The organism is Herminiimonas contaminans (genome assembly GCF_015645465.1).
Lineage (GTDB): Bacteria > Pseudomonadota > Gammaproteobacteria > Burkholderiales > Burkholderiaceae_D > Oxalicibacterium > Oxalicibacterium contaminans.
In genome coordinates, this window is sequence record NZ_JADOEL010000004.1 from 168,554 (window position 1) to 183,269 (window position 14,716).

At 51.8% G+C, this 14,716-nt stretch carries 10 protein-coding genes; 8 read left to right on the forward strand and 2 right to left on the reverse strand.

Annotation, left to right across the window (positions count from 1 at the left end):
• The first annotated feature begins 143 nt into the window (after positions 1–143).
• Positions 144–977 (forward strand): cytidylate kinase family protein, encoded by an 834-nt coding sequence (locus tag IXC47_RS07485; RefSeq protein ID WP_175626999.1) that lies wholly within the window; start codon positions 144–146, stop codon positions 975–977.
• Positions 978–1,033: 56 nt separating this feature from the next.
• Here the strand turns inward: IXC47_RS07485 and IXC47_RS07490 are convergent, their stop codons facing one another.
• Positions 1,034–1,642, reverse strand: coding sequence for a Crp/Fnr family transcriptional regulator (locus IXC47_RS07490; RefSeq protein WP_012078263.1), 609 nt, complete (start codon positions 1,640–1,642; stop codon positions 1,034–1,036).
• Positions 1,643–1,928: 286 nt separating this feature from the next.
• Here IXC47_RS07490 and oxc point away from each other — a divergent pair, with 286 nt between their 5' ends.
• The 6 genes from oxc (at position 1,929) to fdhF (ending at position 12,683) form a co-directional block, all read left to right on the forward strand.
• Entirely contained in the window at positions 1,929–3,641 is a 1,713-nt protein-coding gene (gene oxc, locus IXC47_RS07495; RefSeq protein ID WP_175627000.1) for an oxalyl-CoA decarboxylase, read from the forward strand.
• A gap of 250 nt (positions 3,642–3,891) precedes the next feature.
• A complete protein-coding gene (frc, locus tag IXC47_RS07500) occupies positions 3,892–5,151 on the forward strand; it encodes a formyl-CoA transferase (RefSeq protein ID WP_175627001.1) in 1,260 nt (419 codons plus the stop codon).
• 691 nt (positions 5,152–5,842) lie between these two features.
• Positions 5,843–6,067 carry a hypothetical protein gene (locus IXC47_RS07505; protein WP_195875223.1) on the forward strand — a complete coding sequence of 75 codons (225 nt, stop codon included), beginning with the start codon at positions 5,843–5,845 and terminating at the stop codon, positions 6,065–6,067.
• Positions 6,068–6,191: 124 nt separating this feature from the next.
• Positions 6,192–7,442: a formyl-CoA transferase gene (gene frc / locus IXC47_RS07510; RefSeq protein WP_175627002.1), complete on the forward strand. Its 1,251-nt coding sequence runs from the start codon at positions 6,192–6,194 to the stop codon at positions 7,440–7,442.
• Between the two features lie 665 nt (positions 7,443–8,107).
• Complete coding sequence (locus tag IXC47_RS07515) at positions 8,108–9,811, forward strand: NADH-ubiquinone oxidoreductase-F iron-sulfur binding region domain-containing protein (RefSeq protein WP_195875162.1); 1,704 nt, start codon at positions 8,108–8,110, stop codon at positions 9,809–9,811.
• Between the two features lie 31 nt (positions 9,812–9,842).
• Positions 9,843–12,683 carry a formate dehydrogenase subunit alpha gene (gene fdhF, locus IXC47_RS07520; RefSeq protein ID WP_175627004.1) on the forward strand — a complete coding sequence of 947 codons (2,841 nt, stop codon included), beginning with the start codon at positions 9,843–9,845 and terminating at the stop codon, positions 12,681–12,683.
• A gap of 104 nt (positions 12,684–12,787) precedes the next feature.
• Here fdhF and IXC47_RS07525 read toward each other — a convergent pair whose 3' ends face one another.
• Positions 12,788–13,624 carry a DMT family transporter gene (locus tag IXC47_RS07525; protein ID WP_195875163.1) on the reverse strand — a complete coding sequence of 279 codons (837 nt, stop codon included), beginning with the start codon at positions 13,622–13,624 and terminating at the stop codon, positions 12,788–12,790.
• Positions 13,625–13,847: 223 nt separating this feature from the next.
• Between IXC47_RS07525 and IXC47_RS07530 the strand changes: the two genes are divergently transcribed.
• Entirely contained in the window at positions 13,848–14,684 is an 837-nt protein-coding gene (locus IXC47_RS07530) for a formate dehydrogenase accessory sulfurtransferase FdhD (RefSeq protein WP_175627006.1), read from the forward strand.
• Positions 14,685–14,716 lie beyond the last annotated feature (32 nt).

Consider the following 14,716-nt stretch of genomic DNA (forward strand, 5'->3'; position numbering starts at 1 on the left):
CACGCGGTGAATAGCCGCGTGGGGCATCGGTGTTTTTGGGCTCGAATTTTGGTGGTATGGTTACCCGCAGAGCAGGGTAGTCGGACTTAAAGGTAGTGTTGATTGATTTGCCGTGCATGTATTCCATAACCAAGGAGATAGCTATGCCAGTAATCGCAATGACGCAAGAGATGGGTTCCCTCGCCAAAGATGTCGCCATGCATCTTGCTCAGACACAAAACCTGACGGTGATGCGACATGAGGTGATAGAGCATCTGGCCGAGAAATTGGACATGAGCAAGAGCGTGATACGTCGCTTGCGCGAAGGTAAAGCCGGCTTTGTCGATCGCCTGACGGCGGATGACGAGGGCATGGCGATCTATACCGCGGAAGAAGTGTTCGAGCTGGCCAACAAAGGGAATGTAGTGTTGCGCGGTTGGGGTGCGACCTGCCTGTTGCGTTCGGTACCGCATGTGGTGACGGTGCGGATTACGCGCTCAATGAAAAATCGTGTTGAGTGGCTGATGGGGCATCTGGAAACGGATGATGCTGACTTTGCCGAAGCAGAAATTCGTCGTAGCGATGCTGCCCATGCTGCGCGCATGCATCAACAATTCGGCGTTACCTGGGGTGATCCTGTGCTGTATGACCTGGTGTTGAATACGGATCGCTTGTCTATCGATAGTTGCGTTGCGCAGATTTTGAATCTGGCTGGGCGTCCTGAATTCAAGGAAACCAAGGCATCGCAGACAGCGCTGCAAAACATGACGCTGGAAGCGCATGTTCGTGCTGCATTGCGCAGTTCGCCGACAACCAGCGATGTCAGGGTGACGATAGAAGCAGATGCGGGACGTGTGGTGCTAAGTGGCATCGTGCTGCATGCAGATGAACACGTTGCGGCGGAGAAAGTTGCTGCCGGGGTGTCAGGAGTGAAGAGTGTTGATAACCAGTTGCGCTTGATGGCCAACTCTAAACTCTATTCTTCCGGTAAGTATTGATTTTACGGTTTTCTAGTATAGAGTGACTGCAGCTCTGGCCTCATTGCAAGATGAGGTCAGATTTTGCCTTGATGCTTCAGTCGGCTCAGTGTTTCAGGCGAAAGATTCAGGTAAGACGCCAACTCTTTCTTCGGAATACGGTCAAACAGTTCCGGATGCTTGCGTACGAAGCGTTGTACGCGGCCAGGAGCGTCGAGCAAGTGCAAGGTGATGGTGTGAGCCATGATCTCGCTCATCAGGTGCATGACGTCATGCTCGAAGGCTTGCTTGATGTGCTCATGCTTGTCGATGAAAGCGATCCATTGCAGTAAAGGCAACTTCACTACACGCGCTTTTGTCACACAGATAATGCTGTAAGGAGTCGGGGTTTTCAGTCGCCACGCCGCATAACTAGTCTCCATGCTACGTTCATCAGCAAAACGCAAAATCATTTCCTTTGCTTGCTGATTAGTAACTACGCGCTTCAGGATACCGTCAAGAATGAAATATTGCTCCATTTCATGTACGCCCTGATGCAGCAGGAAGTCGCCTTTAGGGCAATCTACGACGAGCAAATGCGGTTCCAGCTCCGCCCATTCGCTCTCAGTCATGTCTTTTAAGACAAGATTTTGCTTGAGCTGAACGCGAATGACATTTCGTTCTGGGTGGTTATCTACGGTCGGCATTTACAAGATATATAGATATAAAAGACAGAAGGGTGGGCGGGGTCGATATCATGCGATGAAAATTGACCGGGGTCAATGATCGAAGCGCAGGCAGATCGATATGATACGCCCACTTGGATGGTCTATGCATAAAAGCGTTGACTGAAGGGTATCTCTAAAAACCAACCGGTCTGGTTTTTAGAGGTGCCTTACAAGTGTAGCAACAGCCGCAGCAAGAGCACGGCAACCACGGTATTGAGCAAGACTGCTCAACCTTTATTGAAATTAACGAAGAGAACATTTCATTATGAAAAACGACATTCAAGAAGTAGCAGAAGGCGTAGAGCTGACAGACGGCTTCCATCTGCTGATGGAAGCGCTGGAAATGAACGGCATCACCAACATCTATGGTCTGCTCGGCATCCCAGTTACCGAAATCGGTCGTATGTGGCAAGCCCGTGGTAACAAGTTCTTCAGCTTCCGTAACGAGCAAAATGCAGGTTACGCAGCTTCGGTAGCCGGCTACTTGACCAAAAAACCAGGCGTTTGCGTGACTGTTTCCGCACCTGGCTTCCTGAACGGTTTGACCGCACTGGCTAACGCGACCACCAACTGCTTCCCAATGATTCTGATTTCCGGTTCTTCGGAACGTGAAATCGTCGACCTGCAACAAGGCGACTACGAAGAAATGGATCAGTTGAACATCGCTCGTCCACATTGCAAAGCTTCGTTCCGTATCAACCGTACTGAAGACATCGGCGTTGCAGTTGTTCGCGCAATCCGTACCGCATTGTCGGGTCGTCCAGGCGGCGTATATCTGGACATCCCAGCACGTCTGTTCAGCACCACCATGAGCGCTGAAGAAGGCCAAAAATCGTTGTTCGTTCCAGTTGATCCAGCTCCAGCACAACTGCCAGCACCATCGGCTGTTTCGCGCGCTGTTGACCTGATCAAAGGCGCTAAAAAGCCATTGATCTTGCTCGGCAAAGGTGCTGCTTACGCTCAATGCGACGCAGACATCAAAGCACTGATCGAAGAAACCGGTATCCCATTCACACCTATGTCGATGGCAAAAGGTCTGGTATCCGATACTCACCCACAATGCGCAGCTGCTGCTCGTTCGATGGTCTTGCAAGAGTCCGACGTTGTTATCCTGATCGGTGCACGTCTGAACTGGTTGCTGGCACACGGCAAAGGCAAAACATGGGGCGGCGCGAAGAAATTCGTACAAATCGATATCCAAGCTAACGAAATCGACAGCAACGTACCTATCGCTGCACCATTGATCGGTGACATCGAGTCTTGCGTCAACGCATTGCGCGCTGGCCTGAAAGGTGCTGCTAAGCCAACAGAATGGATGAGCGCTATTGCTGAACGTGCTAACGGCACCAAAGCTAAACTGGCTACCAAACTGACCACAGCTACTCCAGTCATGAACTACTTCAACTCGCTCGGCGCAATCCGTGACGTGTTGAAAAACTACCCAGACATCACCCTGGTTAACGAAGGTGCAAACACCCTCGACAACGCACGTATGGTCATCGACCAATACCTGCCACGCAAACGTGTAGATACAGGTACATGGGGCGTAATGGGTATCGGTATGGGTTCGGCTGTTGCAGCTGCAGTAGAAACCGGCAAACCAGTCGTTGCAATTTGCGGCGACAGCGCATTCGGTTTCAGCGCAATGGAATACGAAACAATCACACGTTACAACCTGCCAGTAACCGTCATCATCATGAACAACGGCGGTATCTACCGCGGTGACGAAGCGAACCCAGAACACCAAGTATCGTGCATGATTTTCAATCCGAAAACCAAGTACGACCAATTCAGTATCGCTCTGGGCGGTGAAGGTGTTCGTGCTGAAACTCCAGAAGCGTTGGCAAAAGCACTGGAAGCTTCCCTGAAATCGGGCAAGCCAACCATCATCGACGCGATCATCGATCCAGCAGCTGGTGTTGAATCCGGCCGTATCGGTAACCTGAACATCGTCAGCACGATCGGTAAAAAGAAGTAATACTGGGATAGAGCCAAGGCGCAAGTCATGGCTTTGTGTGGCACGGTCAGAGTAGGGCGACCGTGCCATGCACTTGACACTGCTTGTGCCACCGCACTAGACTAGAACGTTAAAGAACTCCAAGTAGTATTGGATTAAAGCCATGTAAATGGCGCGATTCCACTCAGAGCTCTCTGAGTGGTTTTTCACTTCCTGAAGTATTCAAATTTCAGGAATCAAGTTAAACGATTGATAAGGAAATCTACCAATCATGAGTCAAACATTACCATTAGCAGGCGTTAAGATCATCGATTTCACCCACGTACAAGCTGGTCCTGCATGTACACAGCTGTTGGCTTGGTTCGGTGCTGACGTTATCAAAGTAGAGCGTCCAGGTTCGGGCGACGTTACCCGTTCGCAATTGCGCGACATCCCAGGTAAAGACGCTCTGTACTTCACAATGCTGAACAGCAACAAGCGTTCGCTGACACTGGATACCAAAACTCAAGAAGGTAAAGAAGTTTTGGAAAAGCTGATCAAAGAATCCGACGTTATGGTTGAGAACTTTGGTCCTGGCGCTTTGGATCGTATGGGCTTCTCTTGGGCACGCGTTCAAGAATTGAACCCAGGCATGATCATGGCATCGGTTAAAGGCTTCAGCGATGGTCACCACTACGAAGACTTGAAAGTCTACGAAAACGTTGCTCAATGTGCTGGCGGCGCTGCTTCGACCACTGGTTTCTGGGACGGCCCACCAACTGTTTCGGCAGCTGCTTTGGGTGACTCCAACACCGGTATGCACCTGGCAATCGGTATCTTGACAGCTCTGATGGGTCGTCAAAAAACCGGTAAAGGTCAAAAAGTTGCGGTATCGATGCAAGATGCTGTTCTGAACCTGTGCCGCGTTAAACTGCGCGATCAACAACGTCTGGACAAAATCGGTTACCTGGAAGAGTACCCACAATACCCACACGGCAAATTCACTGACGTAGTACCACGCGGCGGTAACGCTGGCGGTGGCGGTCAACCAGGTTGGGTTCTGAAATGTAAAGGTTGGGAAACCGATCCTAACGCATACATCTACTTCACCATCCAAGGTCACGCTTGGGCGCCTATCTGTAAAGCATTGGGTAAAGAAGAGTGGATTGAAGATCCTGCATACAACACTGCAGAAGCTCGTCAAGACAAGATTTTCGACATCTTCGCAACTATCGAAGAATGGCTCAAAGACAAAACCAAATTTGAAGCTGTCGACATTCTGCGTAAGTACGACATCCCATGCGCACCAGTTCTGTCGATGAAAGAATTGGCTGCAGACAAATCGTTGCGCGAAAGCGGTTCGATCGTTGAAGTTGAGCACAAAGACCGTGGTGAAAAATACCTCACCGTTGGTAGCCCAATCAAATTCTCCGATATGAAACCAGAAATCGTTGGTTCGCCAACTCTGGGTGAGCACACCGATGAAGTTCTGGCTCAACTGGGTTACACCAAAGAGCAGATCGCTGCATTGCACGCTGCTAAAGCAGTTTAAGAATTTCTTAAACTCGTTTTAGTCAGTAAGAACGGCGCCCGATTCGGGCGCCGTTTTTTTTCGTCTTTGCTGTCCTTAAGCCATGTTGCGTTGCAAGAATTGCTTGTGAATGATTGTCTATTTGCTCACGACTACCTGGCAAAAATCTCGTCTTGCCGTGCGTTGATAAGTTGACTAAAAAATGCCGGAAATGAGGTGTGGCAACGGATGAAATGGCCGCAAAAAACGGGGTGGGCAGAGAAGCATCGATGGGGCGAATATCATGCTGTGAAAATTGACCGGGGTCAATGATGGAAGCGCGAGCAGGTCGATATGATACGGCCACTTGTATTAGCTATAGCTAATGCGGAGTTGGCAGGGTATCTCTAAAAGCCTATAGCAAAAGACTTTCAAAGATGCCTTACGCAGAAAGGCGGCACGCGTAAGAAATTGCCGGAATCGCCAGAGGGCATGTTGATTCAGAATAAGGCGTGGCTGGTGCCTGAGCCCGCGTACAGAAATGGTCCGGTAAGGAAAACGTGCTGTCAGTTTGGACTGCTTGCTGGTCCGGATGCTATCCTTGCGGATTGCGCTGCAAGCAAAGCGCAGAGTATGGATCGTAGCCCTGCTGGTAGTAACAGCGGGGTAGTCGGAGAGGTTGAAGCGGCTGTTCCGGCCGCTCCCCGATGCATCCATATGCGTAGCGTATGTAATGAATGAATTCCCCGGCAAAGACACTATCTACATCGGTGATGGTGGTGATGTCGTGACGATATCGGCACAAGCGGTTCGTCCACGTAATCCGGGAAAAGGAAGTTGCGTGTTATCAAGTGGTGGCGAGCAAGTCCTCGATCCATCATGCACTGCAGGCGCGTTACAGCGTGCCCCTGAGGCAGTGCAGAAACACGTATATCCGCAGTCATCTCTATCCGGGTAGATCCTGAATGTGTATGCCCCGGCTACGATGACTCTGACGATATATAAATAATTTTTTATTGGCTAGGTACTGCGCGAGTCGGCATGACTTGCTCGCGTTTTATTGCAAAAGATAGGAGTAGTTGATGAGTAAGGCATTAAGCGGCTATCGCATTCTTGATTTCACACACGTGCAATCAGGCCCGACATGTACCCAGTTGCTGGCATGGTTTGGCGCGGATGTTATCAAGGTTGAGCGTGCAGGTGAAGGCGATGCAACACGCGGTCAACTGCGTGACATCCCTGAGGCAGACAGTCTCTACTTCACCATGTTGAACCACAACAAGCGTTCGATCACTCTGGATACCAAAAACCCGAAAGGGAAAGCAGTTCTGGAAACATTGATCAAGGAATGTGACGTACTGGTAGAGAACTTCGCACCAGGCGCGCTGGATCGCATGGGCTTCACCTGGGAACGCATCAATGAACTCAACCCACGCATGATCGTTGCATCGGTTAAAGGTTTTGGTCCTGGCCCATACGAGCACTGCAAAGTGTACGAAAACGTTGCGCAATGCGCAGGCGGTTCGGCCTCCACCACCGGTTTCGATGACGGCCCACCAATGGTAACCGGCGCACAAATCGGCGACAGCGGTACCGGCTTGCATCTGGCGCTGGGTATCCTGGCTGCGCTGTTGCAACGTCACGCAAGTGGCCGTGGTCAAAAAGTTCTGGCTCCTATGCAAGATGCCGTGTTGAACCTGTGCCGCGTCAAGCTGCGCGATCAACAACGTCTGGAACGCACTGGCGTCATGAAAGAGTACCCACAATATCCGGACGTACCATTTGGCGACTCCGTACCACGTGCAGGTAATGCATCGGGTGGCGGTCAACCAGGTTCTATCCTGAAATGTAAAGGTTGGGAAACGGATCCTAACGCCTACATCTACTTCATCGCTCAAGGTGCAGTATGGGCGCCGATCTGCAAAGTGATCGGTAAGGAAGAGTGGCTGACAGATCCAGAGTACGCAACGCCAGCATCGCGCTTGCCACACTTGAAAAACATCTTCGCAACGGTCGAAGAGTGGACCAAGACCATGACCAAGTTCGAAGCTATGGACATCCTCAACAAGTTCGACATCCCTTGCGGCCCGATCTTGTCGATGAAAGAAATTGCTGAAGAGCCATCGCTGCGTGAAACCGGTACCATCGTTGAAGTGGATCATCCAGTACGCGGCAAGTACCTGACAGTCGGTAACCCGATCAAACTGTCGGACAGCCCTACAGATGTGACACGTTCGCCATTGCTGGGTGAGCACACAGAAGAAGTTCTGGGTCAGCTCGGTTACAGTGCGGAAGACATCGCAGCTTTGCGTGCAGAAAAAGTCATTTCGTAATTACACCAGTTAGCGGCCTGTAACCAGGCTCTCGCTGCAAAGAAGCCTCTCCCTAACGGGAGGGGCTTTTTTTATTGGTGTTAGGGAATGGCGCGACTTTCGATGTGTGTGCAGAGAGTTCAGCTGACGTCGCAAGCAAACCCGACAGCTTAATATATGTTTATTTCAGCCGATAAAAGCCTGCTGTGGAGCGCGCGCCTGTTTTTTGCGCTAGCATATAGAAAGTGGCTAAAAAAACGCCCTCCCAAATGAGAATGATTCCTTTTACGGTGGAAATAAAGGAAGAAGCGGGATTTTCCTATCGTTTTTGCTGGCGGCGGTGCCATATGTACTATAAATCATGTGGAAAATTGACCTTGGTCAATGTAGGGGCTAGGGCGCGCCGATAAGATACGCCCGTCCGAAAAGTGCTTGCATATGCTAAAAAAAGCATATATATGGCGTCTGAGGCGCAGAATGCTATGCAAACATAAGCATATGAAGCGCTAAAAAGGGTAATGCCCTGATGTCGGAACGAATTTATAAAAGCAATAAAGTTGGCGAGAGTTGAGCGGTCTGAAGTAGAAAGACGGACTTCGCAGTGCAGGAAAGCGTAGTAAAGCAAGAGCGACACAATGAGATGGCCCTGATAACTGTCGGGGTTTACAAGCTGATTAGGAACAATCATGAACCACAAAGTCATTCCCATTGCAGTGCAAGAAGTAGTCAATACGAAGGAGCGCAAGCGCCAGGCGCCTAAAGGTCGTCGGGTTGATCCTGCTGCACTGGCTGAAGTACGTGAACTGTTGGGCGATGAGTCGCGTCAGGCAGATCTGCTGATTGAACATCTGCACAAAATCCAGGATAAATTCGGTCATCTGGCTTCCAGCCATCTGGCTGCTTTGGCGCAAGAAATGCGTCTGGCACAAACCGAAGTATATGAAGTGGCGAGTTTCTACCACCACTTCGATATCGTTAAAGAAGGTGGCATTGCGCCGCAGGCATTGACCGTACGTGTATGCGACGGCTTGTCATGTGAAATGGCTGGTGCGAAAGATCTGCTGGCTAAATTGCCTAAAATTCTGGGCAAGGAAGTGCGCGTCATTGCAGCACCTTGCGTCGGTCGTTGCGAACAAGCTCCGGTTGCAGTGGTTGGTCAAAATCCTATCATCAATGCAACTTGCGAAGCGGTACAAACAGCAGTTGAGAAGAAAGAAATCGTGCAAGCTGAAGGCACGATTACTGACTTCAATGCATATCAAAGTGAAGGTGGCTACGCGCTGCTGAAAAAATGTGTTTCTGGTGAGCGCGATGTTGAGTCCGTCATCAAAACCATGGAAGATTCCGGCCTGCGTGGTCTGGGTGGTGCAGGTTTCCCATCCGGTCGCAAATGGCGCATCGTACGTGGCGAAAAAGGCCCACGTTTGATGGCAGTCAATATTGATGAAGGCGAACCAGGTACATTCAAGGATCGCGTTTATCTGGAAAAAGATCCGCATCGTTTCCTCGAAGGCATGTTGATCGCCGCATGGGCGGTTGATATCCAGACCATCTATATCTACCTGCGTGACGAATATCACGGTTGCCGCACCATGCTGGAAGCGGAACTGGAGAAACTGAAAGCAAATCCGCCTATCGCCAACATGCCGGAAATTTTCCTGCGTCGCGGTGCTGGCGCCTACATCTGCGGTGAAGAATCCGCGATGATCGAATCGATCGAAGGCAAGCGCGGTATGCCACGCCTGCGTCCACCATATGTGGCGCAAGTCGGTTTGTTTGGCCGTCCAACGCTGGAACACAACTTTGAAACCCTGTACTGGGTACGTGACATCCTGGAAAAAGGCGGTGAGTGGTTCACATCGCACGGCCGTAACGGTCGCAAAGGCTTGCGTTCGTACTCGGTCTCCGGTCGCGTTAAAAATCCTGGCGTCAAACTGGCTCCTGCCGGTATCTCGATTCAAGAGTTGATCGACGAGTACTGCGGCGGCATGCTGGATGGTCAAACCTTCTACGGTTACCTTCCAGGCGGGGCATCGGGCGGTATCTTGCCAGCTTCGATGAACACGATCCCTCTCGATTTCGATACCTTGCAACCATACGGCTGCTTTATCGGTTCCGCTGCGGTCATCGTTTTGTCGGATAAAGATACAGCGGTTCAGGCAGCACGCAACATGATGGACTTCTTCAAGCATGAGTCATGTGGTCAATGCACACCGTGCCGCGTCGGTACTGCGAAGGCTGCAGATTTGATCAAAAAACCGAAGTGGGATGTCGGTCTGCTGGAAGATTTGTCGCAGGTAATGCGCGATTCGTCGATCTGTGGTTTGGGTCAGGCTGCGCCTAACCCTATCGACTGTGTCGTCAAGTACTTCCCGCATGAGTTGGCTTAAGCAGGTAGCCCCGGATTAAGGTGAAAAGATAATGAACGCAATTACCCGAAGCGAATTGGCACAGCTCGAAGTGCCTACAGTTACGTTTGAATTGAATGGTCGTGAAGTTACCGGCCGTGCAACCGACACGATCCTGACCGTCGCCAAGCGCGAAGGCATAGAAATCCCGCACCTCTGCTTTAAAGAAGGTATGGACACTGCAGGTAACTGCCGCGCATGCGTCGTTGAAATCAACGGCGAACGCGTACTAGCACCATCCTGCTGCCGTAACCCGACCAACGGTATGAAAGTAAATACCGAAAGCGAACGTGCAGTGAAATCGCAGAAACTGGTATTGGAACTGTTGCAGTCCGATATGCCGGAAGCTGACTATACGCGCCACAATGAAGTGGACGACTGGGCAGAGAAAATGGGCGTAGGCAAACCACGTTTCACAGCACGTGAAAAAGTTGCCTATGACTACTCGCACCCTGCGATTGCGGTTAACCTCGACGCATGTATCCAATGTACACGTTGCGTACGTGCTTGCCGTGATGAGCAAGAAAACGACGTTATCGGCCTGGCATTCCGTGGTGATCACGCGAAGATCGTATTCGACATGGATGACCCTATGGGTGCATCGACCTGCGTAGCTTGCGGCGAGTGCGTACAAGCATGTCCTACCGGCGCGCTGATGCCAGCTCGTGACGTAGCATTGAACGTCCCTGACAAGCAAGTTGACTCCGTCTGCCCATACTGCGGCGTCGGTTGCCAACTGACTTACAACATCAAAGACAACAAGATCCTCTACGTAGAAGGTCGCGATGGTCCCGCCAACCGTGAACGTCTGTGCGTTAAAGGTCGTTACGGTTTCGATTATGCAAACCATCCACACCGTCTGACCAAACCGTTGATCCGTCGCGCTGATGCACCGAAAACCGGTGACTTCATCATGGATCCGGACCGTGTGATGGAAGTGTTCCGTGAAGCGACATGGGAAGAAGCGCTGGAAGCTGCCGGCGGTACTTTCGCAAAAATCCGCGACACACACGGCAAGAAATCGCTGGCTGGTTTCGGTTCGGCTAAAGGCAGCAACGAAGAAGCTTACCTGTTCCAGAAATTGGTACGTACCGGTTTCGGCAGCAACAACGTCGATCACTGCACACGCTTGTGCCACGCATCGTCGGTTGTCGCTTTGCTCGAGGGTATCGGTTCGGGCGCAGTATCGAACCCTGTGATGGACGTGACCAAAGCAGAAGTTATCATCATCATCGGTGCTAACCCGACCGTGAACCATCCGGTTGCTGCAACCTGGATCAAAAATGCTGTCACCAACGGCAGCAAACTGATCGTTTGCGATCCACGTCGTACCGAAATGTCGCGTATCGCTCACCGCTTCATGCAATTCAAGGCGGATACCGACGTTGCTATGCTGAACGCGATGATGAACGTCATCGTGACTGAAGGTCTGGTCGACAAAGAGTTTATCGAAAGCCGTACCATCGGTTACGAAGAACTGCGTAAAAACGTTGAAGGTTACACACCTGAATTGATGGCGCCTATCTGCGGTATCGATGCAGAAACGCTGCGTTATGTTGCTCGTCTGTACGCAACTTCCAAAGCATCGATCATCCTGTGGGGCATGGGCGTATCGCAACATATCCACGGTACCGACAATGCACGCTGCCTGATCGCTCTGGCATTGATGACTGGTCAAATCGGTCGTCCAGGTACAGGTCTGCACCCATTGCGCGGTCAAAACAACGTGCAAGGTGCTTCCGATGCTGGTCTGATCCCTATGGTGTATCCGGATTACCAAAGCGTGAGCGATCCGAAGATCCGTGCCAACTTCGCTAAAGCATGGAATATGTCGGAAGACTTGCTGGATCCGGAACCAGGTCTGACCGTGGTTGAGATCATGCACGCGATCACCGATGGCAAAATCCGCGGCTTGTATGTCCAGGGCGAAAACCCTGCGATGTCCGATCCGGATGCTAACCATGCACGTGAAGCGTTGGCTACTTTGGATCATCTGGTCGTACAGGATATCTTCCTGACCGAAACCGCTTACCTGGCCGACGTTATCTTGCCAGCAAGCGCATTCCCGGAAAAAACAGGTACCTTCACCAACACTGATCGTACTGTGCAAATGGGCCGTCAGGCATTGAACCCACCGGGTGAAGCCAAGCAGGATCTGTGGATCATCCAGCAAATGGCAAATCGCCTCGGTCTGGATTGGCAGTACAAGCATGTGTCGGAAGTATTCGACGAAATGCGCCACACCATGCCTAGCATCGCTGGTATCACATGGGAACGTCTGGAGCGTGAAGACTCCGTGACCTATCCATGCGAAAAAGAAGGCGATCCAGGTGAGCCAGTTGTGTTCGTTGACAGCTTCCCACGTGAATCCGGTCGTGCACGCTTTGTCCCTGCAGATATCATTCCTGCGGCTGAGCGTCCGGATCCAGAGTACCCGATGGTCCTGATCACAGGTCGCCAACTGGAACACTGGCATACCGGTAGTATGACCCGCCGTGCGACCGTGCTGGATTCGATCGAACCAGATCCTATTGCGCTGATCCACCCACTGGATCTGGCTGCTATGGGCGGCAAGCCAGGCGACATCATCACGCTGCAATCGCGTCGCGGTGAAGTTTCCCTGTACGCACGTGCTGATGATGGTTCGCCACGTGGCGCGGTATTCGTACCGTTCTGCTACTACGAAGCGGCGATTAACCGTCTGACGAATGCTGCGCTGGATCCGTTCGGTAAGATTCCAGAGTTCAAGTACTGCGCAATCCGCATTACCCTGGGTGGTACTGCTCCGGTTCAAACCAGCTACGGTGGCGGTCAGGCTTTGGTTAATCTGACGAATAGTCTGGCAACCAACTAAGACTGATACGCCGACTACGGTAGGCGTAACAAAAAACCGGCACTTGCTCTTGCAGCAAGTGCCGGTTTTTATTTGGCTGCGCGTATTGTGACGATGCAGAAAATTTACAGATGCAGGCTGAGTACGATGGCACCTATGGTAATCAGCAGGCAAGACCCTATGCGTCGTACGCTTAATTTCTCGCCGAGGAATAACCAGCCTATCAAGGCCGCGAACAAGACCGAGGTTTCGCGCAACGCGGAGACCGTACCCATAGGGGCGAGGGTGACGGCCCAGATCACGATGCCGTAGGCCAGCAGGGACATGGTGCCCCCGCCCAGCGCGGTCCAGACTTGCCCGGTCGTCATGGTGACAGGCAGGCGTCGGTGACGATAAAGATAGATCAGCAGCAGCGGTATGCTGTCGAGGACAAACAGCCAGCCGCAATAGGACAAGGCGTCGCCAGCTGCGCGCGCGCCCATGCCATCGGTAATCGTGTAGGCAGCGATAAATGCACCGGTAGTGAATGCGGCGATTGGCCCGGCCAGGTTGCTGCGATTTTTGACATGGGCGAGGCTGATGATGCCGACTGAAATCAATATCACGCCCAGCAAGGTCATCAGGCTCATCTGTTCGCCTACGAAAAGGGCCGCACCCAGTGTCACCAGCAAAGGCGATGAGCCGCGTGCGATCGGATAGGACTGACTGAAGTCACCGATGCGATACGCACGTATCAGGAACAGGTTGTAGCCGGTATGCAGCACCGCCGACATGGCGATATAAGGCCAGCTGGCGGCCAAGGGCAGGGGCAGATAGATAATCAGCGGCAGGGCGCCCAGGCCTGCGCCTATGGTCATGACAGCTAGCGAGGCCAGTGGGTCAGCACTGCTCTTCAATAAGGCATTCCAGGAGGCGTGTAATAGCGCGGCGCATAGCACCAGGACCAATACGAGAGTACTCATGCGATATCGTGATCGGCAGGATAGTTCATGGAGGGAGTCAGAATGACAAGCGCTCATGATACCCGCACTGCGTTCTGCCTGCTGCGGCGAGCCAGCCTGGGTTTATGCATACGCTAACGCTGACTGATGAGATAATGTGCACTATTGATTTTCATCCTATAGCCAGTGATTAGTTGTCATATCTGGTCACCTTGTTTATGCAGTTGCATCACGCTTACTTTTTATGAACGCTCGTCCGCTTTTATCCAATGCCACTCGCAAGCTGACCCATGAGGTGGAAGTCATGGATGAGCGCGGTCGCGCCTCCACGATAGCCATTCCTGCGGAACAGCCGTTGACTATCTATGTCGATAAGCGTGAGCTGGTGACCCTGATGACTTTGGGCGGTGCACCGGAAGCATTGACGCTGGGCTATTTGCGTAACCAACGCTTTATCAAGAACATAGAAGACATCCTGTCCGTGCAGGTTGATTGGGATGTGGATGCGGCCGCAGTGGTTACGCGCAACGGCATAGACAATATCGAAGAGCGTACCGCCACGCATACTGTGACGACGGGTAGTGGTGAAGGCACGGTATTCGGCGGACTGATGGATGAGGTGGATGGCATTTCCCTGCCTGCCGATGCGCGCCTGAAACAAAGCACCTTGTACAAAATTATAGAAACCATACGTGTGCATCGTTCCGTGTACAAGCAAGCCGGCTCGGTTCATAGCTGCGCATTGTTTGCCGCGGATGGTGAGTTAATTCATTTTGTAGAAGATGTCGGGCGCCATAATGCGGTCGATGCGATTGCAGGAAAGATGTGGCTGGACGGTATGTCCGGTGCCGACAAGATTTTCTATACCACCGGGCGTCTGACCTCGGAGATGGTGATGAAGGGCGCGCAAATGGGCATCCCCTTTTTGCTGTCCCGTTCCGGTGCCACCCAGATGGGACATATGGTGGCCGAGCGGCTGCATATGTCCTTGCTCGCGCGTTGCAGCGGCAAACATTTCCTCTTGCTGAGTGGTGCAGACCGTATCGTGTTTGATGACCTGGAAGTGGCGGAAAACGCCTGAATATTGCTATTTTCTAGCTAGTTTTTGCTTTG

Coding starts and splice junctions, on each gene's coding strand:
- IXC47_RS07530 (WP_175627006.1), top strand. CDS start 13,848: ATGAACGCTCGTCCGCTTTTATCCAATGCCACTCGCAAGCTGACCCAT.
- frc (WP_175627001.1), top strand. CDS start 3,892: ATGAGTCAAACATTACCATTAGCAGGCGTTAAGATCATCGATTTCACC.
- fdhF (WP_175627004.1), top strand. CDS start 9,843: ATGAACGCAATTACCCGAAGCGAATTGGCACAGCTCGAAGTGCCTACA.
- IXC47_RS07525 (WP_195875163.1), bottom strand. CDS start 13,624: ATGAGTACTCTCGTATTGGTCCTGGTGCTATGCGCCGCGCTATTACAC.
- IXC47_RS07485 (WP_175626999.1), top strand. CDS start 144: ATGCCAGTAATCGCAATGACGCAAGAGATGGGTTCCCTCGCCAAAGAT.
- IXC47_RS07490 (WP_012078263.1), bottom strand. CDS start 1,642: ATGCCGACCGTAGATAACCACCCAGAACGAAATGTCATTCGCGTTCAG.
- IXC47_RS07515 (WP_195875162.1), top strand. CDS start 8,108: ATGAACCACAAAGTCATTCCCATTGCAGTGCAAGAAGTAGTCAATACG.
- frc (WP_175627002.1), top strand. CDS start 6,192: ATGAGTAAGGCATTAAGCGGCTATCGCATTCTTGATTTCACACACGTG.
- IXC47_RS07505 (WP_195875223.1), top strand. CDS start 5,843: ATGAATGAATTCCCCGGCAAAGACACTATCTACATCGGTGATGGTGGT.
- oxc (WP_175627000.1), top strand. CDS start 1,929: ATGAAAAACGACATTCAAGAAGTAGCAGAAGGCGTAGAGCTGACAGAC.